This is a genomic window from Streptomyces sp. NPDC104371 (genome assembly GCF_055583785.1).
On record NZ_JBVJNF010000001.1, the window covers coordinates 748742 to 771944 of the forward strand.

Below are 23203 nucleotides of genomic sequence, written 5' to 3' on the forward strand. Positions count from 1 at the left end.
CGCCGGACCGAGGACGGTCAGGTCCGCCCGGCGGGCCGAGGGCCGGTCAGTTCGGCCACACCCCCGTCGCCAGCAGCGACTCGATCGCCGCCGTGTACGGGGCGATGTCCAGGCCCTGCTCGGCGAGCCACGCGTCCGAGTAGTACTTGTCCAGGTAGCGGTCGCCGGAGTCGCACAGCAGGGTCACCACGCTGCCCGTACGGCCGTGGGCGACCATCTCCGCGACGATCTTCAGCGCACTCCACAGCCCCGTGCCGGTCGAGCCGCCCGCCTTGCGGCCGATGGCCGCTTCGAGCGCCCGCAGCGCGGCGACGGTGGCGGCGTCCGGGACCTTCATCATCCGGTCGATGGCGGCCGGTACGAAGCTGGGCTCCATCCGGGGCCGGCCGATGCCCTCGATACGCGAGCCGCGCTCGCACGTGACGTCGACATCGTCGGCCGTCCATCCCTCGAAGAAGCACGAGTTCTCGGGGTCGGCGACACACACGCGGGTGTCGTACTGCATGGAGTGGGCGTAGCGGGCGATGGTCGCCGAGGTGCCGCCGGTGCCTGCCGTGGCGACGATCCAGGTGGGCTCGGGGAAGCGCTCCAACTCCAACTGGCGGAAGATGGATTCGGCGATGTTGTTGTTCCCGCGCCAGTCCGTGGCCCGTTCCGCGTAGGTGAACTGGTCCATGTAGTGGCCACCGGTCTCCGCCGCGAGGGCGGCCGAGGCCTCGTACATCTTGCGTGAGTCGTCCACGAAGTGGCAGCGCCCGCCGTGGAATTCGATGAGGCGGCACTTCTCGGCGCTCGTCGTACGCGGCATGACCGCGATGAACGGCACACCGATGAGCTTCGCGAAGTACGCCTCGGAGACGGCCGTGGAGCCGCTGGAGGCCTCGATCACCGGGCGGTCCGGGCGGATCCAGCCGTTGCACAGGCCGTACAGGAACAGGGAGCGGGCCAGGCGGTGCTTGAGGCTGCCGGTGGGGTGGGTCGACTCGTCCTTGAGGTAGAGGTCGATGCCCCAGTGCTCGGGCAGCGGGAAGCGCAGCAGGTGGGTGTCGGCCGAGCGGTTGGCGTCGGCCCGGACCTTGCGGACGGCCTCCTTGAGCCAGGACCGGTACTCCGCGTCGCTGCGGTCGACGTCGAGGGTCCCACCGCAGTGGGTCGGGTGGGTCGGCCGGGGAGTGCTCACGCCAGGGCTCCTTACGGGAATGCGGCGACGCCGTGTTCGCGCGGTCGGACACCTTGATGATAAGCAGGGCTTGGTGCAAATCCTGTTTGCATAAACGATGCTTTGGGTGGCTCAAAGGTGTTCCTGCGGCGCGCGGCGATCGCGGCGGGCGTGCGGCCGATCAGGGCGCGAGCGCGTCCACGCGCGTGCGCCCGAGCGCCCGGCGTGACCCCGCCGTGCGCACTGGCGCCCGGCGCCGGGTCCGGCCACACTGCACCGCACGGACGACAGTCGGGCACGCCGCACGGCACAGGACGACGGTCGGGCTGTCGTCGGAACCCGCGCGGGACACCGGCCCGTACGGGGTGCAGACTGGACGCGAGCGAACTCGATCGGGCCGTGCCGGATCGCGTCCCACCGCGGATCCGGACCGGCACAGCCGAAGGCGCAAGGGGGCGGACATCATGGCGGAACCGGAGTTCACGGCCACGGGTGTGCGGATCGGGAAGAGGCTGCGGTCGCTCACCCGGGCCGGGCAGGTGCGGATCAGCGACGGCAGGCTGCGGCTGCTCACCAGCTACGGCAGCGAGATCGACAGCGCGCCGGTCCAGGCGGTGCGCGCGTCGCGGCCCTGGTTCGCGCCGGAGGACAAGGCGTTGGCCGATCTCAACGGCACCCGCTACTCACTGACGCTCGGCGACCGCGACCCCTCGCCGGGACAGTCGGGGCCCCCGTCGGCACGGCGGTTCATCGAGGCGGTGCGCAGGGCGGCCGGGCACGGCGGTTGACACAGCGCGGCCGGGCGCGGACGCCTGGCGTCGCACGCGAGTTGCGGGACTTCACCCCATAGGTCACGCTGGTCTCACATCACTCTGGGTTTACCGGCGATCACGCTGAAGAACCAGCCCGCCGGTCAGGACAGCGGGCGGCCCTCGTGCGGAGCCGTTCGCACCAGGCGGCCGGAGCACTCAGCCGCACAGCAGGCGGCACGCATGTCCGGCCATCCTGCTGGATCCGTTCTCCGTCTTCTTCCGGACCTCAATTCGGGGAGTCGCAGCCGTGATCAGCCAGCCAAGCAGGCAGTACACGGTGGAGCTCCAAGCCCTGCCGTCGCGGATCGGTCAGGTCCGCAGAATCGTATCGGCGCACTTGCGCTACTGGCATCTCGATCCGTTGATCGACCGGGCGGCGCTCGGTGTGACGGAGTTGTTGACCAACGTCCACCTGCATGCCCGGCCCGACAAGACCTGCACCGTGGAGATGGAACTGCTGCTCGACCGGCTGACCGTCTCCGTGCACGACCACGATCCTCGCCTGCCGGTGGTGCGCGAGGTGGATCTCTCCGCCACCTGTGGACGCGGGCTCGCGATGGTCGCGGCGGTGGCCGACAGTTGGGGAGCGCGCCCGGACGGCGACTCGGGCAAGGTCGTCTGGTTCACGCTTCCGGCGCGCGTCTCCACGCCGACCCGGCCGATACGCGGTGTCACCCCGTACGACGGTGTCACCCCGTACGACCTGGCGCTGGAGCCGCCCGCCCCGGGACACGCGGTCGACGATCATCGGCCGTGTCACGCTCCCGCCCGGTCCGCCGTCGTCGGCTGACCGGGCGGTGAGCACCTTCGCGTGACGCGCCTCGCCAGGGTGTTCAGGGGTCACACGTCGCTCAGGGGCCACAGGTCACTCAGTGGTCACACGCGCCGACGACGGCCCTTCTCCTGGTGTGGGACGGTCTGTGTCGCGCCCGGGAACGTCGGTTTCGGCAGCTTCGCCGCCTCCGCCTTCGCCCTCGTCAACTGCTCGGCGGTGTCGTCAGGGAGCGCGGGCGGGCGGGAGCCGGCGTCGCGGAAGCGGAAGGCGCTCGTGAGGTCACCGAAGGTGCGGCGCCGCCAGGCGCTGATGTTCGGCTCCGCCACCCCGGTGAACCGCTCCAGGAACCGCAGTGCGGAGGTGTGGTCGAAGGCCTCGGAGGCGACCCAACCACCCACCGTCCAGGGCGAGATGACGATGGTCGGGACGCGGAACCCGGCGCCGATCGGCTGGCCCTGGAGGTACTCGTCCGGGGTACCGGGCGGTGCGGTCGGCGGGGCCACGTGGTCGAACAGGCCGTCGTTCTCGTCGTAGCTGAGGATGAAGGCGGTCTTGCGCCACACCTTCGGGTTCGACGCGATCGCCTCGATCTTCGAGGCCACGAAGTCGGCACCGGCCGCCGGGAGATAGTCGGGGTGCTCCGACTGCTGGCTCGTCGGGATGAGCCAACTCACCGCCGGGAGACGGTCCGCGCGGGCGTCGTCCTCGAACGTGCCCTCGGGCTGCGGGCGTACGCCCCGCTCGTACAGCTCGGAGCCCGGCTTGGCGTTCTTGAACGCGGCGAACCGCTCCAGCATGTTGCAGCCGTAGTTGTCGTTCTGCTGGTAGACCTTCCAACTGACGCCCGCCGTCTGGAGTCGTTCGGCGTATGTCGTCCAACGGTACGGAGTCGGCGCGGCGTTGCTGATGACCGGACCACCCCGGGTGCCGCCCAGGTCGATCGAACCGGTCATCCACATCAGGCGGTTGGGCCAAGTGGGGCCGAGCACCGAGCAGTAGGAGTGGTCGCAGATGGTGAAGGTCTCGGCGAGGGCGAACTGGAACGGGATGTCCTCGCGTGTGTAATAGCCCATCACGTAGGGCCCGTTGACCCCGTCGGCCTTGCGATGGGCGGGCAGCCACTGGTCCATCTTGCCGCCGTTCCACGCTTGGTGCTGCACGGACCAGGCGTGGCTGGTGGACGGGATGGCCTGCGCGTTCGAGGTATGGGTGTCGAGGTGGAAGGGCAGCAGATAGCCCTTCGGGTTCTCAGCATCGGGCTGGTAGAAGACGGACCGTCCGCCCGCGAGCTTGAGGGCGCGCGGGTCGTCGAAGCCCCGGACCCCCGCCAGCGTGCCGAAGTAGTGGTCGAACGACCGGTTCTCCTGCATCAGCAGGACGACGTGCTCGATCTCGTTCAACGAGCCGCGCCGGGGCGGCTCGGCGGCGACGGCCTTCTGGACACTCGGTGGAAGAAGGGAGAGCGCCGCGGCGCCGCCCAGCGCGCCCGCGGCCGAACCCAGAAGTCTACGACGTGTCAACTCAGCCACTGTTTGCCCCCTTGTCGAGCGCGAGAACTCACGACGTGACGATCCGTCAGATCTGGCTGGCGGGCCGCCGATCATTCTCTGCCCAGACCGTGCGGGGCAAATCAGAGACCGATGGTGAACATGTGTCCGATGAGGAGAAAGGGGGCAGACCGGCTGTTATCGCCAACGTCCGTGTGCCGTAGGGCGGTTGTGCTCAGGCCAGCGCCGCCGGCGGGTCGTCCAGCACCGGCTGCCAGGCCACCTCGGCCGCGCCCACCAGGCTGCTGTGGTCCAGCGTGCAGGCGAGGATGGGGACGCCGCCGCTGCGGCCCCACAGGCTGCGGTCGGCGACGACGGCGCGCAGGCGCTCGGGGGCGGCCTCGAACAGGGCGCGGTGCAGCCCGCCGAGGATGATGCGGTCGGGGTTGAGGATGTTGACCAGCCCGGCGAGACCGAGGCCCAGCCGCTCGATCAGCTTCTCGACGGCGGTACGCACCGCCGGGTCGGCCGGATACCGCGTACGGATCAGGTCGACCGCCTGCTGGAGCTGCGAGACCTCGGGGCCTTCGGCGCGGCCGGCCGCCATGAGGAACGCGGGCGGGTCCGTCTCCACGTCCAGACAGCCGCGGCTGCCGCAGTGACAGGGGTGCCCCTCGGGCTGGACGGTGAGGTGCCCCACCTCCAGGGCCAGGCCCGAACTGCCCGTGTGCAGACGGCCGTCGAGCACCAGCGCGCCGCCGACACCCCGGTGCCCGGTGGCCACGCACAGCAACTGGCGGGAGCCGCGGCCCGCGCCGTGCCGGTGCTCTGCGAGCGCGGCCAGGTTGATGTCGTTGGCGGCGAAGACGGGCCCGGTGATGCCCGCGGCCCGTACCCGCTCGGCGAACACCTCGCGCACGGGCGCGCCCGCCGACCAGTCCAGATGCAGGGGGTTGAGCGCGAGGCCCTCGGGTTCGGTGACCGCGGACGGCACGGCGAGCCCGGCGCCCACACAGCGCCGCCCGGTCCGGCGCAGCAGTTCGGCGCCCGCCTCGACCACCGAGCCGAGCACCTTCGCCGGGTCGGCGCCGACGGTCCCGCAGCCGGGCGCGGTCGCCACGATCCGGCCGCCGAGCCCGACGAGCGCGGCCCGGAAGCCGTCGGCGTGCACCTGGGCGGCGAGCGCGACGGGCCCGTCCTCGGCGACCTCCAGCCGGTGCGAGGGGCGGCCTTGCGCACCGGCGGCGTTCGGGTGCGCGTCGACCCGGATCAGCCCGAGCGCCTCCAGTTCGGCGGCCACCGCTCCGGCGGTGGCCCGGGTGATGCCCAGCTCCGCCGTGAGCACGGCACGCGTCGGCGCACGTCCGGTGTGCACCAGCTCCAACGCGGGTCCGAGCGCCCCGCGCCCCCGGTCCAGCCGCGTCCGTGTGGTCGCCGCGCGGGGGCCCGCCTTTCCGTTCATGAGGGCGAGTCTCCCATGATCCCTACCAGGGGCGATCCCGGACCGCCCACCCTTTCCGCGCCGATCCCGGACCGCCCATCCCTTCCGGACCGGTCCGGGGCCGCCATCCCTTCCGGACCGGTCCGGGGGTCCGGGGCCGCTCATCCCTTCCGGGCCGGTCCCAGGCCGCTGACTCGCAGCGTGATGTTCAGCCGCCCCGCCAGCCCCAGCTCGGGCGGCGCCGTTCCCGGATGCACGCGCGGCACCCCGTGATAAGCGAGCCGTGCCGCGCCGCCGAAGACGAACAGGTCCCCACTGCGCAGTTCGACGTCCGTGTACGGACGCGTCCGGGTCCGGGTGTTGCCGAAGCGGAAGACGCAGGAGTCGCCGAGGGTGAGGGAGACGACGGGGGCGTCCGACCTCTCGTCGCTGTCGCGGTGCATGCCCATATGGGCGTCCGCGTCATAGAAGTTGATCAGCGCGATGTCGTACGGCTCGGAGGGCACCGCCCGGGGGCCGAGCGCGGCCCGGACCGCCGCACGGCCTAGCGCGGCCAGCCAGTCGGGCATCGGCTTGACGGGGGCGCCGTCGCCGTCGACGACCGTGCGGGCGTACCCGTACGGATACCAGTGCCGGCCGAGGCAGACCTGCCGGGCGGTCATCGTGCCGCCGCCGGGGGTGCGCACCGTACGCAGACCGGCGGGCGGTCTGGCCCATTCCCGGCAGGCTTCGAGGAGGCGCCGCCCACGGTCCGTGTCCAGCCAGTCCGGCACATGGACCGCGCCGGGCGCGATCTCCCTGCGGCTTCGCGGGAACAGCTCGGCGTCCATCACCCCATCATCACGTACCCCCCAGCCGGGCAGGTGCCCGGACCTCCTCCCCGGTCGCATAGCCTGGACGCACGATGAACGACCGTATGACCACGCCGTGGGGCGCGTACGCGCTGACCCGATTCCCCGAGGATCCCCGTGACCGGCTGCGCGCCTGGGACGCCTCCGACGCGTATCTGCTGCGGCATCTGGCCGCGAGCGGCACCCCGTTGACCGGCACGGTGGTCATCCTCGGTGACCGGTGGGGTGCGCTCACCACGGCGCTCGCGGACCATCGGCCGACCCAGATCACCGACTCGTTCCTGGCCCACGAGGCCACCCGCGCGAACCTCCGGCGCAACGGCGTGGACAGCGACTCGGTGCGCCTGCTCACCACGCGGGACGCGCCCCCCGACCGTATCGACGTCCTGCTCGTCCGGGTGCCGAAGAGCCTCGCGCTGTTGGAGGACCAGTTGCACCGGCTGGCGCCCGCGGTGCACGAGGGGACGGTGATCGTCGGCACCGGGATGGTCAAGGAGATCCACACCTCGACGCTGAAGCTGTTCGAGCGGATCCTCGGCCCGACCCGCACCTCGCTCGCCGAGCAGAAGGCGCGGCTCATCTTCTGCACCCCCGGCGCAGGGCGGGAGCGGGGCGCGAACCCCTGGCCGTACCGCTATCAACTCCCCGACGACATCGGCCCGTTGTCCGGCCGGACCGTCACCAACCACGCGGGCGTCTTCTGCGCCGACCGGCTCGACATCGGCACCCGGTTCTTCCTGCGGCACCTGCCGCACGACCGGGGCGCCGAGCGGATCGTGGACCTCGGCTGCGGCAACGGGATCGTCGGTCTGGCCGCCGCGCTGGCCCACCCCGAAGCAGAGGTGTTGTTCGTCGACGAGTCGTACCAGGCGGTGGCCTCGGCCGAGGCCACCTACCGGGAGAACGCGGACGGAGCGGCAAAGTTCCGGGTCGGCGACGGGCTGGCGGGCGTGCCCGACGGAAGTGTCGACCTCGTCCTCAACAACCCGCCGTTCCACTCCCATCAAGCGACGACGGACGCCACGGCCCGGCGCATGTTCACCGGGGCGCGGCGCGCCCTGCGGCCGGGCGGCGAGCTGTGGGTGATCGGCAACCGTCATCTGGGCTATCACATCACGCTGCGCCGTCTGTTCGGCGCCTGCGAACTGGTCGCGAGCGACGCGAAGTTCGTGGTGTTGAAGGCCGTCAAGCGGTAGGACGCGCCGCCGGGATCACGGGACAGCCCCGAGCACCCTGATGAGGCGGGCCACGGCCCGGCCATCGCCTCCCGGCCCACGCCGAGGTGGGTGCGCGCGTCGACCGGAACAAGGAGCCGCATAAAGGGGCGCAACAGGAGCAGAACGGGCGCGGAACGGGGTGCGTTAGGGTCGCCGGGAGACCGAGGAACGGAGAGTGCGGATGTCCCGCGACGCCCGCTGGCAGGCGCTGCTGGAACTGCTGGGCGAGCGGGGCCGGTTGGACGTCGAGGAGGCCGCGGCCGAGCTGGCGGTGTCGGCCGCGACGATCCGCCGCGACTTCGACCGGCTCGCCGAGCAGCAGATGCTGGTACGCACCCGGGGCGGCGCGGTGGTGCACGGTGTCTCGTACGAGCTTCCGCTGCGCTACAAGACGGCCCGCCACGCCTCCGAGAAGCAGCGCGTCGCGCAGGCGGTGGCCGATCTCATCGCGCCCGGCGAGGCGGTGGGCCTCACCGGCGGCACCACCACGACCGAGGTGGCGCGGGCCCTCGCGGTACGCGGCGATCTCGCGTCGGGATCCCCCGCGCTGACCGTCGTCACCAACGCGCTGAACATCGCGAACGAACTGGCCGTACGCCCCCAGTTCAAGATCGTGGTGACGGGCGGGGTGGCCCGTGCGCAGTCGTACGAACTCATCGGCCCGCTCGCGGACGGTGTGCTCGGCCAGATCACCCTGGACGTGGCGGTGCTCGGCGTGGTGGCCTTCGACGTCACGCACGGCGCGGCGGCGCACGACGAGGCCGAGGCGGCCATCAACCGTCTGCTGTGCGAGCGCGCCGACCGCGTGATCGTGGCGGCGGACTCCAGCAAGCTGGGGCAGCGCGCGTTCGCCCGGATCTGCGCGGCGGAGTCCGTGGACACGCTGGTCACGGACACGGCGGCGGAGGCGGACGCGGTGCGGCGGTTCGAGGAGGCCGGCCTGCGGGTGATAACGGTCTGAGGCGGTGATCACGGTCTGAGGCGCGGCCGTGGTGGTTCACGGCCCGAGGCGCGGCCGTGGTGGTGCACGGTCTCGCGCGCGGCCGTGGTGGTGCACGAGGTGGTCCACCATCCTCCTGCTCCACGCCTGGTGCTCCCCTCCCCCGCTGCGCCTAAGCTGGGAGCTGCGGGACGAGCTGGCGGACGCGAGGCACGTATCGGCTGGTCAGGAGGGTGCGATGACCGAATCGCCGAAGGACCGGCCCTTGAACGGTGCCTCCGGGTATCTCCCGATCGCCGAGCACGGTCTGATCGGCGACCTGCGCAGCGTGGCCCTGGTGGGAACCAACGGCACGATCGACTGGTACTGCGCCGGAGCCTTCGACGCCCCGAGCGTCTTCGCCTCGATCCTGGACGCGGAGCGGGGCGGGTCCTTCGAGCTGGGCGCGACCGTGGCCGCGCGGACGAAGCAGTTCTACTTCCCCGACACCAACGTCCTGATCACCCGGTTCTTCACCGAGGACGGCCTCGGCGAGGTGCAGGACTTCATGCCCGTCGGCGCGGAGTCGGTCGAGACCGAGCGGCACCGGCTGATCCGGCGGGTCCTGTGCGTCCGCGGTTCGCTGCCGTTCAGGGTGCGGGTGGCGCCCCGGTTCGACTACGGCTCCCAGCCCCACACGGTCCGCCTGCTCGGCAACGTCGCGGTCTTCGACTCCGCCGATCTGTCGCTGGCCCTCACGTCCACCATGCCGCTCGAGGGCGACGAGCGTGACGTCTGGGCGGACTTCAAGCTCGCCGAGGGCGAGACGGCGGTGTTCTCACTGGACCAGATCAACGACGAGCTGCCGCCGCGCATGTGCGCGCGCAGGGAGGCGGAGAAGCAGTTCAACACCACGGTGACGTACTGGCGGCGCTGGATCTCCGCGTCGCGGTACCGCGGCCGGTGGCGGGAGATGGTGCACCGCTCCGCCCTCACGCTGAAGCTGCTCACCTACGCCCCGACGGGCGCGATCGTCGCCGCGCCGACCACCAGCCTGCCCGAGCGGATCGGCGGCGAACGCAACTGGGACTACCGGTACGTCTGGGTACGCGACGCGGCCTTCTGTGTCTACGCCCTGCTGCGGCTCGGCTTCGCCGGCGAGGCCGAGGCGTTCATGAAGTTCGTGACCCGGCACATCACTCCGGGCAACAGCGGAGCCACCGGCCCTCTGCACGTCATGTACGGGATCGACGGCCGCACGGACCTGCCCGAGCGCCGACTCGACCATCTGGAGGGCCATCAGGGCTCCGCACCGGTCCGCATCGGCAACGCCGCCGTCGACCAGCTCCAACTCGACATCTACGGCGCCCTCATCGACTCGATCTACCTCTATGACAAGTGGGCGCAGCCCATCTCCAGCGCCGAGTGGGACGATGTCTGCGCGCTGGTCGACTGGGTCTGCGACCACTGGAACCAGCCCGACGAGGGTGTCTGGGAGACCCGGGGCGGGCGCAAGAATTTCCTGTACTCGCGGTTGATGTGCTGGGTGGCGATCGAACGGGGCATCCGGATGGCCCGCCACCGCGGCCTGCCCGCCGATCTGCTCCGCTGGCAGCAGTGCCGCGACACGATCTACCGGCGCATCATGCGGCGGGGCTGGTGCGAGGCGCGTCAGGCCTTCGTCCAGCACGAGGACGGCGAGGTGCTCGACGCCGCGGTGCTCATGATGCCGCTGGCCAAGTTCATCGCCCCCACCGACCCCAAGTGGCTCTCCACACTCGACGCGCTGACCCAGGACCTGGTCTCCGACTCGCTGGTCTACCGCTACGACCCGCAGGCGAGCCCGGACGGACTGCGGGGCGACGAGGGGACGTTCTCGATCTGCTCGTTCTGGTACGTGGAGGCGCTGGCCCGCGCGGGCCGCGTCGACGAAGCGCGCCTGGCCTTCGAGAAGATGCTGACCTACGCCAACCATCTGGGCCTGTACGCCGAGGAGATCGGCCACACCGGGGAGCAACAGGGCAACTTCCCCCAGGCGTTCACGCATCTGGCGCTGATCAGCGCGGCGTTCAACCTGGACCGCGCGCTGGGCTGACGTCCGCCCGAACGCCCTTGGCGTTGTTGCCTCGCCGGGCGCCCGCCTGCTTGACTCGGCACATGGGGAGCAGCGGGCGTACGACCGGGCGCGCACAGCGTCGTAGTCAGGCGGAGCGGGACGCGATCACCGTCGAGATCGGATACGCGTTGTGCAGCGCGGCGTTCGCCGCCGCGCTGGCCTTCGGGGCCGTGGCAGGACCGGCGTTCGCCTTCCATCTGTCCGGCGCGACGCGGCATGCGCTCGTCGTCTCGGGCGCCGTCGTGGCCGCCGTGCTCTTCGTCGTACGCGTCGTCAGCGTGCTGCTGCGCTTCGGGCGCGCCGCTTCTCCTACGTCTCCTACGAGAACACCAGCCCGACTTCGTGGGCGAGCCGGGAAGCCGCGTGCCGGAAGAACGCCTCGCGGTCCTCGACGACCTTGTTGAACTGCCCGAACAGCTCGAAGCCGACCAGTCCGTAGAGCTGCGCCCACGCGGCGATCATGCTCGCGATGGCCTCCGGCGGGAGGTCGGGCGCGAGTGCGGCGGCCATGCGCTGCGCCTCGGGCCTCAGTTCGGCGGGCAGCGGGGTACGGGCCACGCCGTTCCGCCGGTACGCGTCGCGCACGATGTCGATCAGCAGCAGCCCTACGCGCGCGGCCGGCGGGATGGTCGTCTCGGGCGCGGAGTACCCGGGCACGGGTGAACCGTAGATCAGCGCGTACTCGTGCGGATGTGCCAGCGCCCAGCCGCGCACGGCCTCGCACACCGCGACCCACCGCTCCGCGGGGATCGCGCCACCGGCCTTGGCGTCCGCGGCCTCGGCCGCCGCGCCGAGGGAGTCGTACGCGTCGATGATGAGCGCCGTCAGCAGCTCGTCGCGGCTCGGGAAGTAGCGGTAGAGCGCGGAGGAGACCATGCCTAGCTCGCGGGCGACGGCGCGCAGGGAGAGCTTGGCGGCGCCTTCCGCCGCGAGCTGTCTGCGCGCCTCGTCCTTGATGGCGGCGGTGACTTCGATCCGGGCGCGGGCGCGGGCTCCTCGGGGGGTGTTCATAGGGGCAGTCTGCCAGCTTTCGGAGCGGTGCACACGTTTTGGAGCGGCGCCCACATTAGAGAGCACCGCTCTTGCTTTGAAGCGCCGCTTCCCTGCATACTTCTCGCAAGCGAGAGCACCGCTCTCGGAATCCCGCGAGAGCACTGCTCACGCACATCAACCCGTGGGGGTCCCCATGTCGTCCTCGCCCTCGTCCTCGTCCTCGTCCTCGTCCTCGCCGACCCCGTCCTCGCCGTACTACCGCAAGGGCACGCCGATGAACGACCGCTTCAACAACGCCATCGGCTGGCTCGCCCGTCATGGGATCAGCCTCGCGGGCGCGGCGGAGTTGTCCGTGCGCGGCCGCACGTCCGGGGAGTTGCGGCGCATCCCGGTCAACCCGCACACGTACGAGGGCACGCAGTACCTCGTCTCGGCCCGCGGGCACTCGCAGTGGGTGCGCAACATGCGGGCCGCCGGTGGCGGGGAGTTGCGCGTGGGGCGCAAGGTCCGCGCGTTCACCGCGGTGGAGCTTCCCGACGAGGAGAAGCTCCCGATCCTGCGGACCTATCTGGAGCGGTGGGGCTGGGAGGTCAACCAGTTCTTCCAGGGCGTCACGGCGAAGTCCTCCGACGAGGAACTGATCGCGGCGGCGCCCGACCACCCGGTCTTCCGTATCACCGTCACGAAGTGACGCGGGAACAGCCTCAGGAACCGGCCTTGTCAGCGGAACCGGCCGCGTCGGCGGAACCGGCCGCGTCGCCGGAAGGCGTCCGGTCCACCCCGACCAGAGCGCGCTGGGCGATCGGATGGGAGCGGACGATCTCCCCCAGGGTCGTGGCACCCTGCGTGATCTCCTTGAACGCCTTCCAGGCGGGGCGGAAGCCGGTCAGGCCCGCGTGGAAGAGGCCGGGGCGGCGCTCGAACACCGTGAGCAGCCGCTTGCCGACGCTCATCTCGACACCCAGGCCCGCCTTGATGGCGAAGGCGTAGTTCAGAGCCTGGCGGCGGGTGTCGACCGCGTCATGGGCCTCCGCGATCCGTACCGCCCACTCCCCCGCGAGCCGCCCCGACCGCAGCGCGAACGAGATCCCCTCGCGCGTCCACGGCTCCAGCAGCCCGGCCGCGTCGCCGCACACCAGCACCCGCCCACGTGACAGCGGCGAGTCGTCGGCACGGCAACGGGTCAAGTGCCCCGAGGAGATGCTCGGTTCGAAACCGGCGAGCCCGAGCCGGCCGATGAAGTCCTCCAAGTACCGCTTGGTGGCCGCGCCTTCACCGCGCGCGCAGATCACACCGACGGTCAGCGTGTCCCCCTTGGGGAAGACCCAGCCGTAACTGCCGGGCAGCGGGCCCCAGTCGATGAGCACCCGCCCCTTCCAGTCCTCGGCGACGGTCTCGGGTACCGGGATCTCCGCCTCCAGGCCCAGATCGACCTGGTCCAGCTTCACTCCGACATGCGCGCCTATCCGGCTCGCGCTGCCGTCCGCGCCCACGACCGCCCGCGCCAGCACCGTCTCGCCGCTCTGCAGGACGACGGCGACCGTGCGCCGGTCCGGCACCGCCGAGCCGTGCTGCTCGACGCGGGACACCGTCACCCCCGTCCGCACCTCCGCGCCCGCCTTCTGCGCGTGCTCGACGAGTTGCTGGTCGAACTCGGGACGGTTGATCAGCCCGAACAGCATCTGCTTGGAGCGGCGGGTACGGGTGAAGCGGCCGTTGTTGGCGAACGTGACCGCGTACACCCGGTCGCGCAGCGGGAGTTCGAAGCCGGGCGGCAGCGCGTCGCGCGAGGGGCCGATGATGCCGCCTCCGCATGTCTTGTAGCGCGGCAGTTCCGCCTTCTCCAGCACCAGCACGCTGCGCCCCGCGACCGCCGCCGCGTAGGCGGCCGACGCTCCCGCGGGTCCCGCGCCCACCACGACGACGTCCCACACCCGCTGCACGTCGTCCGCCGAAGAGTTGTCGCTGCTCACGATGGTCTACTGCTCCGATCAAGCCACCTGCCGCACCTGTCCCCCGCATCCTACGGCGACGTCCGTACGGACCGCTGTGGGAGGATCGGCATTGTGTACGCACAACCGACCAGGACGCGCGTACACCCATAGGATCACGTACATCGATACACCGCGGTACCCGTCGGTACACCATCGCACCTACAAGGAGCGTGCCCATGTCGTCGAATCCGGTCGCCGAGACCGTCGCCTCTCTGATGCCCAGGGCGAAGGAGGAGCTCACCGAACTGGTGGCCTTCAAGTCGGTGGCGGACTTCGACCAGTTCGCCAGGGCCGAGAGCGAGGGCGCCGCGCGCTGGATCACCGACGCCCTGCGCGCCGAGGGCTTCCAGGACGTGGCGGTCCTCGACACCCCGGACGGCACTCAGTCGGTGTACGGCTTCCTGCCCGGCCCCGAGGGCGCGAAGACGGTCCTGCTGTACGCGCACTACGACGTGCAGCCGCCGCTGGACGAGGCCGGCTGGACCACGCCGCCCTTCGAGCTGGTCGAGCGGGACGGCCGCTGGTACGGACGGGGCAGCGCCGACTGCAAGGGCGGCGTCGTCATGCATCTGCTGGCGCTGCGTGCGCTCAAGGCCAACGGCGGCGTGCCCGTGCACGTCAAGGTCATCGTGGAGGGCTCGGAGGAGCAGGGCACGGGCGGTCTGGAGCGGTACGCCGAGCAACACCCCGACCTCCTCACGGCCGACGCCATCGTCATCGGCGACTCGGGCAACTTCCGGGTCGGCCTGCCGACGGTCACCTCGACCCTGCGCGGGATGACCCTCGTGCAGGTCGCGATCGACACGCTGGAGGGCAATCTGCACTCCGGTCAGTTCGGCGGGGCGGCGCCCGACGCGCTGGCCGCGCTGATCCGGGTCCTGGACTCGCTGCGGGCCGAGGACGGTTCGACGGCCGTCGACGGGCTGTCCTCCGAGACGCACTGGGAGGGCGTGGAGTACGCGCAGGACCAGTTCCGCGCGGACGCCAAGGTGCTCGACGGGGTGGAGCTGATCGGTTCCGGATCGGTCGCCGACCGCATCTGGGCGCGCCCCGCGGTGACCGTCCTCGGTATCGACTGCCCGCCGGTCGTCGGCGCGACGCCGTCGGTGCAGGCGAGCGCCCGCGCGCTGGTGAGCCTGCGGGTGGCGCCGGGCACGGACGCGGCGGAGGCGACGAAGCTGCTCCAGACCCACCTCGAGGCGCACACGCCGTGGGGTGCCCGGGTGCGGACGGTGCAGGTGGGGCAGGGGCAGGCGTTCCGCGCGGACACCTCGAGCCCGGCGTACGCGGCGATGGCCGAGGCGATGGCGGTCGCCTACCCCGGTGAGGAGATGCAGTACGCGGGCCAGGGCGGCTCCATCCCGCTGTGCAACACGCTGGCCTCTCTGTACCCGCAGGCCGAGATCCTCCTCATCGGCCTGAGCGAGCCGGAGGCGCAGATCCACGCCGTCAACGAGAGCGTGTCCCCTGAGGAGTTGGAGCGCCTGTCGGTCACGGAGGCGCTGTTCCTGCGCAACTACGCGGCGGGCTGATCCCCTCTGCTCGTAGCTAAGGCCCCTGCCTCTTGGGCGGGGGCCTTGCCTACGGTCGGGGCATGGACGTCATCCCGCTCCTTCCCCGTCTTCACCTCCTGCGCTTCGCGGTCGGCCAGGCCTATCTCTGGTGCGACGACGACGAGTTGACCCTCGTCGACGCCGGTCCGAAGGGGTCCGGCGCACCGATCGCCGAGGCGATCACGGCACTCGGCCGGGGCCTGTCGCGGATACGGCGCATCGTGCTCACCCACTTCCATGAGGACCACATGGGCGGAGCGGCCGAACTCGCCGCGCTGAGCGGCGCGGAGGTCCTGGCCCATCGCCTGGACGCACCGGTCGTCCTGGGGCAACTGCCCGCCCCGCCACCGGTCTTCGAGGAGTGGGAGCGGCCGGTGCACGCGGCGGTCGCCCGGCACCTGCCGCAGGGCGAACCCGTCCGACCGGACCGTGTCAGCGGCCTGGAGGACGGAGACGTCCTCGACTTCGGCGGCGGCGCCCGGGTCGTTCACGCCCCCGGCCATACGCACGGCAGCATCGCGCTCCATCTCCCCGAGCACGGCGTCCTGTTCACGGGCGACGCGGTGGCCGTCTCCCCCGCGGACGGCACGGTCATCCTCGGTGTGTTCAACCTCGACCGGGCCCAGGCCATCCGCTCGTTCCGGCAACTCGCCGCGCTCGACACGGACATGGCGTGCTTCGGTCATGGTGAGCCGGTCAGGCAGAAGGCGGCGGACGTACTTCGCGAAGCGGCGGACGGTTACCGGGCCGGTCCCTGAGGATGGAGGTCATGTCCCCTGCCGCGCGCCTCGCCGCCCACAGCGACATCGCCACCGCGCTCGCCCTCGTCAGCGATCGCGATCTCGCCGGACTCGTGGCATCGGGCACACCACTCGGCGTCGGGATCGGCGGGCGTTCCGTCCTGATCGAGGTGGAGGGCAGGAAGGTCTTCGTGAAGCGGGTGCCGCTGACGGATGTGGAGCGGCTGCCCGAGAACGCGCGGTCCACCGCGAACCTCCTCCATGTGCCGCCCGTCTTCCACTACGGCCTCGGCAATCCGGGTTTCGGTGCCTGGCGTGAACTGGCCGTGCACACGATGACCACGAACTGGGTGCTGGCCGGTCGCTTCTCCGGCTTCCCGCTCATGCACCACTGGCGAGTGCTCAGTGACACGCCTCAACCCCTGCACGAGGAGTTGGCGGACGTGGAACGAGTCGTCGCCTACTGGGGTGGCGCTCCACAGGTGCGTGAACGGCTCGAGGCGCTGCGCACCGCCACCGCGAACGTGACGCTGTTCCTGGAGTATCTGCCCCACACCGTCCACGAGTGGCTCGGCGCACAGCTCGCCTCGGGCGACGCCGACGCCGCATGTGCTCTGGTCGAGCGGCAGTTGAGGGAGAGTGCCGACTTCCTGGAGGGCCAGGGAGTCGTGCACTTCGACGCCCACTTCGAGAACGTCCTCACCGACGGCCGACGTCTCTTCCTCTGCGACTACGGCCTCACGTTGTCCTCCCGCTTCCGACTAGCGGGTGACGAGCGCGAGTTCCTGAACCGACACCGCGGCTACGACCACGCGTACTCGGCCGCCCACTTCGTGAACTGGCTGGTGACCGCCCTGTACGGGTACGGCAGGAAGGAGCGTGACGCCTTCGTGCGCGCCTGCGCCGAGGGGGAACGTCCCCAGGGTGTCCCGCCCACCGCCGCCCGGATCATCACCCGTTACGCGCCGCTCACCGCCGCCCGTGCCGACTTCGTCCGCCGCCTCCAGGACGAGAGCCGGTGGACCCCGTACCCGCACGAGAGACTCCGGGACCTCTACAACAGGCGCACCGTCTCCGCGTAGTGGCAGGCGACCGGGTTGCCGTTGCCGCGGTCGATGAGTTCCGGGGGCTGTTCGACGCAGGCGGTGCGTTCGGGGTCGGTCAGGTCATGGGCGAACTTGGGGCAGCGGGTGCGGAAGCGGCAGCCGCTCGGCGGGTGGACGGGGCTCGGTACGTCACCGTGGACGGTGATCCGCCTCCGGGCCCGTTCCTTGCGCGGGTCGGGCAGGGGGATCGCGGAGACGAGGGCCTGGGTGTAGGGGTGTGCGGGGCGGGCGAACAGGTCGCGTGCGGGGGCGATCTCCACCAGGCGGCCCAGGTACATGACGGCGACCCGGCGGGCCACATGGCGCATCACCGACAGGTCGTGGGCCACGAAGAGGAAGGACAGGCCGAGTTCGCTCTGCAGGTCCATCAGCAGATTGAGGACGCCCGCCTGGATCGACACGTCCAGGGCCGACACCGGTTCGTCCAGCACGATCACCTTGGGGTGCAGGGCCAACGCCCGTGCGATGCCGATGCGTTGGCGCTGGCCACCGGAGAACTCGTGGGCGAAGCGGTTGCCGTGCTCGGGGTTGAGGCCGACCAGGCGCAGCAGTTCGCGTACGTCGTCGCGGGCCCCGGGGCCGTAGCGGCCGTGGATGCGCAGGGGCTCGGCGACGATCTCGTGCACGGTGATCCGCGGGTCCAGGGAGGCGTAGGGGTCCTGGAAGACGATCTGCAACTCGCGCCGCAGCGGGCGCATGCGGCGGCGGCTCAGTTCGGTCAACTCCTGGCCGTCGTAGCGGACTTGGCCCGAGGTCGCCTGCTCGAGTCCCAGTACGGTGCGCGCGGTCGTCGTCTTGCCGGAGCCCGACTCCCCCACCAGGCCGAGGGTCTCGTTCGCGAACAGGTCGAAGGAGACCCCGCAGACCGCGTGGACGTCCCCCACGCGTCGGCGGACGACACCACGGGACATGACCGGGAAGTGCTTGACGAGGTCGCGGACCTGGAGGACGGGTTCGCCGGTGCCGCCATGGCCGGGAAGCGGGGGCAGCACGGTGGCTGCTGTCCGCGCGGGCGCGCTCATACGGAGTCCTCCTCGCGGTTGCCGGTGGATGTCGCGTCGGCGAAGCGGGCCAGGGCCTCGGAGTCGGCGCCGACCGCGTCGAAGACCTGCTCGGCTCCGGTGCCGACGAGGTCCTCGGCGAAGTGGCAGGCGCTGAGATGGCCGTCGCGCCCCGCGGGACGCAGCGGCGGCTCGTCGCGGTCGCAGACGTCCTGGCGCATCGGGCAGCGGGGTGCGAAGGGGCAGCCCGGTGGCAGGTTCAGCAGTGACGGCGGTGATCCGCTGATGGGGGTGAGTCGTTCCTCCTCACGGTCCAGCCGGGGCAGCGAGCCGAGCAGGCCGAGGGTGTAGGGCATGCGCGGGGCGTAGAAGATGTCCTCGACCGAGCCCGTCTCCACGATCCGGCCCGCGTACATCACCGCGACCCGGTCGGTGTGTCCGGCCACCACACCCAGATCGTGGGTGATGAGGACCAGGGCCGCTCCGGTCTCGGCGCGCGCGGTCTCCAGCGCGTCCAGGATCTGCGCCTGTACGGTCACATCCAGCGCGGTGGTCGGCTCGTCGGCGATGATCACGTCGGGGTCGTTGGCCATCGCGATAGCGATGACGACCCGTTGGCGCATGCCACCGGACAGTTCGTGCGGATAGCTGTCGACGCGGCGCTCGGGGCCGGGGATGCCGACCGTGCCGAGCAGGTCGACCGCCCGCACCCGGGCCTCCCTCGCCTTCATGTCCGGGTGGTGCCGCAGGAGGGTCTCGGCGATCTGATAGCCCACGGTGTAGACGGGGTTGAGGGAGGTCATCGGGTCCTGGAAGATCATCGCGATGCCCTTGCCGCGGATGTCCGACAGCCGTGCGTCGGACAGACCGAGCAGTTCGGTGCCCTCGAACCGCACCGAGCCGCGTACCTTCGCGGTGGCCGGGAGCAGCCCCATCACGGCCGTGGCGGTGACGGACTTCCCGGACCCGGACTCGCCGACGATGCCGAGCGAGTCGCCGGGGCCGAGGCGGTAGCCGACCCCGCGTACGGCCCGTACGGTCCCGTCCTCGGTGGGGAACTCCACGCCGAGGCCGTCGACTTCGAGAACGGCGTCGGTGGCGGCGCCCGCCCGGACGCCCTCACTGCTCGTGGTCGTCACTGTCGCACCCTTTGCTGCCGGGGGTCGAAGGCGTCGCGCAGCCCGTCACCGATGAAGTTGATGGTGAGGGCGATCGCGATGATGAAGGCGCCGGGGATGTAGAAGAGCCAGGGCCGGGTGTCGACCGCCGTCTGGGCCTGGGAGACCAGCAACCCCAGGGAGGTGTCGGGCGGTTGGACACCGAAGCCGAGGAACGACAGCGCGGTCTCCGTGAGGATGGCGGTGGCCACCAGCACGGTCGCGTTCACGATGATCGGGCCGAGTGTGTTCGGCAGCAGATGCCGGAAGATGATGCGCGCGTCGGAGGCGCCGAGCGCCCGTGCCGCCTCCACGAACTCCTTCTCCCGCAGCGACAGCACCGTGGACCGTACGACCCGGGACACGTACGCCCAGGTCAAGCCCGCGATGACGATCGCGATCCAGTACCAGTCGCCGCCCGTGCGCGAGGAGATGACCAGGGCGATCGCGAACAGCGGCAGCGTCAGGACGAGATCCGTGACACGCATCATGACCGCGTCGACCACACCCCGGTAGAAGCCCGCGACGGCACCCCACACCGCGCCGAGCAGGGTGGACCCGAGGGCGGTCAGGAGGGCGATCTTGAGCGAGGTCTGGGTGCCGCGCATGACTTGGGCGTAGGCATCGTATCCGGCGGCGTTCGTGCCGAACGGATGCTTGGCCGAGGGTGGTTGGGAGTTGTCCGGGGTGTACTTCTGGTACGAGTAGTGCCACAGATGCGGGCCGACGAACGCCCACAGCAGGATCAGCAGGAAGACGACCAGGCTGATCATCGCGGCCCGGTGGCGCAGGAAGCGGCGCAGGATCAACTGGGTCTGGCTGCGCTGCTGCACCGTGAACTCATGGTCGGCGCGCGGCACTTCGGTGCCCGGGGAGCCGGGGGCCTTGAGGTCAGTCATAGCGGATCCTCGGGTCGAGTACGGCATAGAGAAGATCGGCGATGAGGTTGAGCCCGATGACGATCACGGCGGACAGCAGCAGCCAGGCCATGGTCCGGTAGACGTCGATGGAGGTCGCCGCCTGGACGAGCATCTCGCCCATGCCGTGCCACTGGAAGATCGTCTCGGTGACCACGGCCCCGCCGAGGATGATCCCGATGTCGAGGGAGACGACGGTGGTGAGCGGGATGAGGGCGGTGCGCAGGGCGTGCCGGGTCATGACCCGGCCCCGGCGCAGCCCCTTGGCGCGGGCCAGGCGCACATAGTCGCTGTCCAGGACCTCCAGCATGGAGGCCCGGGTGTAGCGGGTCCAGGAGGCGAAGGAGACCAGGGCCAACGTGATGGTGGCCAGGGTGAGATGGCCGATGCGGTCGGAGAATTGGTTCCAGGTGGTGTCGACTTCGAGGTACGGCGACTTCTCGCCGATCGTGCCGAGGAACTGACTGCCGGTCTGCTGGTTGAACCAGATACCGGCCTGTTTGAGCAGCACGGCGAACCAGAACACGGGCATGGCGAGGAACAGGAAGCCGAGGAAGGTGATGACGTAGTCGGCGACGGAGTACTGGCGCAGCGCGCTGAACACCCCGAACAGCACGGCCATCAGGAGGGCGAGGACCATCGCGGCGGCGACCAGGGTGAGGGTCACCCGGAACCGGGTGAACAGGTCGTGCCCGATGTCCAGGTTGGGTTGGACGGAGGGGCCGAAGTCGCCGTGCAGGACTCCGGTGATCCAGTTCCAGTAGCGTTCCGCGACCGGCTGGTCGGCGTGGATGTGCCGCGCGAACGCGGCCACGGCGGCCTTGCTCGGGGCGGGCTGCCGTGAGACGGCGAAGTTGGCCACAGGGTCCCCGGCGTTGACGACCACCAGGAACACCACGAACGTCGAGACGATCAGGACGGGGAGGGAGACGAGGAGGCGGCGCACGGTGTAGGCGAGCATGCGGTCTTCTCTCGAAGAGCTTCTCTGCGGAGTTCTCGGACGTCTTCTCTCGAAGTGCCGCTGGGAGGACGTCAGTCGGTACGAGAGGCCCGGCCCCGGGGCAGTCGGGGCCGGACACCCGCGCCTGAGCGTGGACCGAGCCGGGGCCGTTACTTCTTCAGGCCCCACTCGGCGACGTTGTACGGCGGGCCCACGTTGGTGGCGTTGTCCCGCATGTTCACCCACCGTGTCTGCACCGCGAGGATCGTCGGCTTCTGGTACAGCGGCAGGACATAGGCGTCCTTCACCATGAGCGCGTCCGCCTGGTTGAGGAGGCTCGCCGCCTTGCCGGAGTCGACCTCACCCACCGCCTGGCCGATGAGCTTGTCGACCTCCTTGTTGCTGTAGCCGCCGTAGTTGCCACCGCCTCCGGTGGTCCAGTTCTGTTGCGCGTTGGCGCCCGGGAACGGGGAGCCGACCCAGGCGAAGACGATGATGTCGTACTGGTGCCCGGTGAGCACCGTGCCGAGGTCGGCGGCGCCGATCGGCTTGATGGTGACCTTGACACCGAGGGACGCGAGGGCGCTCTGCAGGATCTGGCACTCGCTCTGCCGGATCTGATTGCCCGTCGTGTAGCGGCAGTTGAAGGGTCCGACGGCCTTGCCGTCCGGGGTCTTCAGTGCCGTGCCGATGCCGGTGAACTTGGCGTCGGTCAAGTACTGCTTGGCCTTGGCGAGATCACCCGAGCCCTGTCCGGTGCCGGTGACGACGTCCTGGTAACCCGACTGTACGGGCACGTAGTTGTGGCTGCCGAGCGGCTTCACGTCCGGATCGAACTGGCCGACCGTCTTGGCCATGATGTCCTTGACGCTGATGGCCGTGAACATCGCCTTGCGCAGCGCCAGATACTTGCCGATCACCGGGTTGTGCAGGTTGAGGTCGAAGTGTTCCCAGGTGAGACCGGCGCCGATGGTGTAGGTGACATTCGGGATGGCCTTGATCTGGTTGACCAGGTCCACTTCGGGCTGCGGGTAGATCCCCTGCACCTCGTTGTTGCGCAGCGCGGTCGGCTCCTGGGTGGCGTCCGTGATCACCTTGAAGATGAGCCGCTGGAGGCTCGCCTTGTGCGCGCCCCACCACTTGGGGTCGGGGACGAAGGTGGCATGGTCGTTGTCCGTCCAGTCCTGCATCTTGTACGGACCGGCGGTCGGGTACTTGCTGGGCGGTGTCTTCAGGAAGTACTGCCAGCCCTGGGCCATCTGAGCCGCTGTCATATGCGCGGCGTCACCCACCTTGGCGCCGGAGAGCTTCTCGGCGACATGCGCCGGGTAGAGCGGATAGCCCGCGCCGAACAGCTGCTTCCAGTCGGCGAAGGGCTTGTTCATCACGACGGTGACGGTCTTGCCGCCGTCGGACCCGGTGACGGACTTGACCCGGTCGTATCCGGCCGTGCTCTGCGGCAGACACCCCTTGGTCTGCGTGGAGTCACTGGCCGGGGGCGGCGGGCAGTCCTTGCCGTTGTTGGTGCGCCAGTAGTAGACGAAGTCGTCGGCGGTGATCGGTGTGCCGTCGTTCCACGACGCCTTCGGGTTGATCTTGTAGACGAAGGTCTGCGGGCTGGTGCTCGTCTGGGTCGCCGAGGTCACCAGGTCGGTGTTGAGCGTGACGCTGAAGTCCGGTAGCGGGACGAACACTTGGGGCAGGACGACGCTGATCGCCTCGCCGTTCTCGAAGCTGTTGCCGTTGGAGTCCTGGACGAGCCATTGCTGGATGTTCTTCTCCAGCACATAGGTGAACGTTCCGCCGCTCTTGGTGGCGGCGGCGTTGCAGGTGTTGGCCTTGCCCTGGGTGGCGCAGGACGACAGCCCGGCGGCCGCACTGCCCTTGTGGGAGCTTCCGTTGCCACCACCGCCACCGCTACAGGCGGTCAGGACCAGAGTGAGCCCGGCGGCCAGCGTGAGGCCCTTCGTCAGGGCCGATGAGTGCACGCGCATGTCCCTCCTTGGCCGATGATGCATCCGGCTT

Annotated in this window: 21 protein-coding genes; 10 read left to right on the forward strand and 11 right to left on the reverse strand. The window is 70.4% G+C overall.

Features of this window, described 5'->3' with window-relative positions; genetic code table 11:
• Positions 1-46 precede the first annotated feature (46 nt).
• A complete protein-coding gene (locus ACZ60T_RS03500; RefSeq protein ID WP_469664046.1) occupies positions 47-1180 on the reverse strand; it encodes a PLP-dependent cysteine synthase family protein in 1134 nt (377 codons plus the stop codon).
• Between the two features lie 443 nt (positions 1181-1623).
• On the opposite strand from ACZ60T_RS03500, the gene ACZ60T_RS03505 reads away from it, so the two are divergent.
• Together ACZ60T_RS03505 and ACZ60T_RS03510 are read left to right on the forward strand one after the other, a co-directional pair.
• The gene (locus ACZ60T_RS03505; RefSeq protein ID WP_252422762.1) at positions 1624-1947 is read left to right on the forward strand and encodes a hypothetical protein; all 324 of its coding nucleotides are present in this window, start codon (positions 1624-1626) and stop codon (positions 1945-1947) included.
• 271 nt (positions 1948-2218) lie between these two features.
• Positions 2219-2761 (forward strand): ATP-binding protein, encoded by a 543-nt coding sequence (locus ACZ60T_RS03510; protein WP_469664048.1) that lies wholly within the window; start codon positions 2219-2221, stop codon positions 2759-2761.
• Between the two features lie 86 nt (positions 2762-2847).
• Here the strand turns inward: ACZ60T_RS03510 and ACZ60T_RS03515 are convergent, their stop codons facing one another.
• The 3 genes from ACZ60T_RS03515 to ACZ60T_RS03525 form a co-directional block, all read right to left on the reverse strand.
• Positions 2848-4275 carry an alkaline phosphatase family protein gene (locus ACZ60T_RS03515; RefSeq protein ID WP_469664050.1) on the reverse strand — a complete coding sequence of 476 codons (1428 nt, stop codon included), beginning with the start codon at positions 4273-4275 and terminating at the stop codon, positions 2848-2850.
• A gap of 193 nt (positions 4276-4468) precedes the next feature.
• Positions 4469-5695 (reverse strand): ROK family protein, encoded by a 1227-nt coding sequence (locus ACZ60T_RS03520; protein WP_469664052.1) that lies wholly within the window; start codon positions 5693-5695, stop codon positions 4469-4471.
• A 140-nt stretch (positions 5696-5835) separates the two neighbouring features.
• Positions 5836-6504 carry an alpha-ketoglutarate-dependent dioxygenase AlkB family protein gene (locus tag ACZ60T_RS03525; protein ID WP_469664054.1) on the reverse strand — a complete coding sequence of 223 codons (669 nt, stop codon included), beginning with the start codon at positions 6502-6504 and terminating at the stop codon, positions 5836-5838.
• Between the two features lie 74 nt (positions 6505-6578).
• On the opposite strand from ACZ60T_RS03525, the gene ACZ60T_RS03530 reads away from it, so the two are divergent.
• The 4 genes from ACZ60T_RS03530 (at position 6579) to ACZ60T_RS03545 (ending at position 11181) form a co-directional block, all read left to right on the forward strand.
• Positions 6579-7721 (forward strand): methyltransferase, encoded by a 1143-nt coding sequence (locus ACZ60T_RS03530; protein WP_469664056.1) that lies wholly within the window; start codon positions 6579-6581, stop codon positions 7719-7721.
• A gap of 202 nt (positions 7722-7923) precedes the next feature.
• Positions 7924-8703, forward strand: coding sequence for a DeoR/GlpR family DNA-binding transcription regulator (locus ACZ60T_RS03535; RefSeq protein ID WP_469664058.1), 780 nt, complete (start codon positions 7924-7926; stop codon positions 8701-8703).
• 217 nt (positions 8704-8920) lie between these two features.
• Positions 8921-10756: a glycoside hydrolase family 15 protein gene (locus ACZ60T_RS03540; protein WP_469664060.1), complete on the forward strand. Its 1836-nt coding sequence runs from the start codon at positions 8921-8923 to the stop codon at positions 10754-10756.
• Between the two features lie 62 nt (positions 10757-10818).
• The gene (locus ACZ60T_RS03545; RefSeq protein WP_469664062.1) at positions 10819-11181 is read left to right on the forward strand and encodes a DUF6332 family protein; all 363 of its coding nucleotides are present in this window, start codon (positions 10819-10821) and stop codon (positions 11179-11181) included.
• On the opposite strand, the gene ACZ60T_RS03550 is transcribed toward ACZ60T_RS03545, so the two are convergent.
• On the reverse strand, positions 11096-11788 hold the full coding sequence (locus tag ACZ60T_RS03550; protein ID WP_469664064.1) for a TetR/AcrR family transcriptional regulator: 693 nt from the start codon (positions 11786-11788) through the stop codon (positions 11096-11098). The genes ACZ60T_RS03545 and ACZ60T_RS03550 overlap by 86 nt on opposite strands.
• Positions 11789-11963: 175 nt before the next feature.
• Between ACZ60T_RS03550 and ACZ60T_RS03555 the strand changes: the two genes are divergently transcribed.
• Positions 11964-12461, forward strand: a complete 498-nt coding sequence (locus tag ACZ60T_RS03555; RefSeq protein ID WP_469664066.1) for a nitroreductase family deazaflavin-dependent oxidoreductase — start codon at positions 11964-11966, stop codon at positions 12459-12461.
• Positions 12462-12474: 13 nt separating this feature from the next.
• Here ACZ60T_RS03555 and ACZ60T_RS03560 read toward each other — a convergent pair whose 3' ends face one another.
• Positions 12475-13743 carry a geranylgeranyl reductase family protein gene (locus ACZ60T_RS03560; RefSeq protein WP_469664068.1) on the reverse strand — a complete coding sequence of 423 codons (1269 nt, stop codon included), beginning with the start codon at positions 13741-13743 and terminating at the stop codon, positions 12475-12477.
• Positions 13744-13940: 197 nt separating this feature from the next.
• Between ACZ60T_RS03560 and ACZ60T_RS03565 the strand changes: the two genes are divergently transcribed.
• From ACZ60T_RS03565 to ACZ60T_RS03575, 3 genes are all read left to right on the forward strand, one after another.
• The gene (locus ACZ60T_RS03565) at positions 13941-15296 is read left to right on the forward strand and encodes a M20/M25/M40 family metallo-hydrolase (protein WP_469664070.1); all 1356 of its coding nucleotides are present in this window, start codon (positions 13941-13943) and stop codon (positions 15294-15296) included.
• 62 nt (positions 15297-15358) lie between these two features.
• Positions 15359-16075, forward strand: a complete 717-nt coding sequence (locus ACZ60T_RS03570; protein ID WP_469664072.1) for an MBL fold metallo-hydrolase — start codon at positions 15359-15361, stop codon at positions 16073-16075.
• An 11-nt stretch (positions 16076-16086) separates the two neighbouring features.
• Positions 16087-17139 (forward strand): protein kinase family protein, encoded by a 1053-nt coding sequence (locus ACZ60T_RS03575; RefSeq protein WP_469664074.1) that lies wholly within the window; start codon positions 16087-16089, stop codon positions 17137-17139.
• On the opposite strand, the gene ACZ60T_RS03580 is transcribed toward ACZ60T_RS03575, so the two are convergent.
• The 5 genes from ACZ60T_RS03580 to ACZ60T_RS03600 form a co-directional block, all read right to left on the reverse strand.
• Positions 17112-18185 (reverse strand): ABC transporter ATP-binding protein, encoded by a 1074-nt coding sequence (locus tag ACZ60T_RS03580; RefSeq protein WP_469664076.1) that lies wholly within the window; start codon positions 18183-18185, stop codon positions 17112-17114. The two genes, ACZ60T_RS03575 and ACZ60T_RS03580, sit on opposite strands and share 28 nt — an antisense overlap.
• On the reverse strand, positions 18182-19303 hold the full coding sequence (locus ACZ60T_RS03585) for an ABC transporter ATP-binding protein (protein WP_469664077.1): 1122 nt from the start codon (positions 19301-19303) through the stop codon (positions 18182-18184). The genes ACZ60T_RS03580 and ACZ60T_RS03585 overlap by 4 nt, the downstream gene beginning before the upstream one ends.
• Entirely contained in the window at positions 19300-20220 is a 921-nt protein-coding gene (locus ACZ60T_RS03590) for an ABC transporter permease (RefSeq protein WP_469664079.1), read from the reverse strand. The genes ACZ60T_RS03585 and ACZ60T_RS03590 overlap by 4 nt, the downstream gene beginning before the upstream one ends.
• Positions 20213-21199, reverse strand: coding sequence for an ABC transporter permease (locus tag ACZ60T_RS03595; protein ID WP_469664081.1), 987 nt, complete (start codon positions 21197-21199; stop codon positions 20213-20215). The genes ACZ60T_RS03590 and ACZ60T_RS03595 overlap by 8 nt, the downstream gene beginning before the upstream one ends.
• Before the next feature lie 149 nt (positions 21200-21348).
• Positions 21349-23172 carry an ABC transporter family substrate-binding protein gene (locus ACZ60T_RS03600; protein WP_469664083.1) on the reverse strand — a complete coding sequence of 608 codons (1824 nt, stop codon included), beginning with the start codon at positions 23170-23172 and terminating at the stop codon, positions 21349-21351.
• Between the last annotated feature and the right edge of the window lie 31 nt (positions 23173-23203).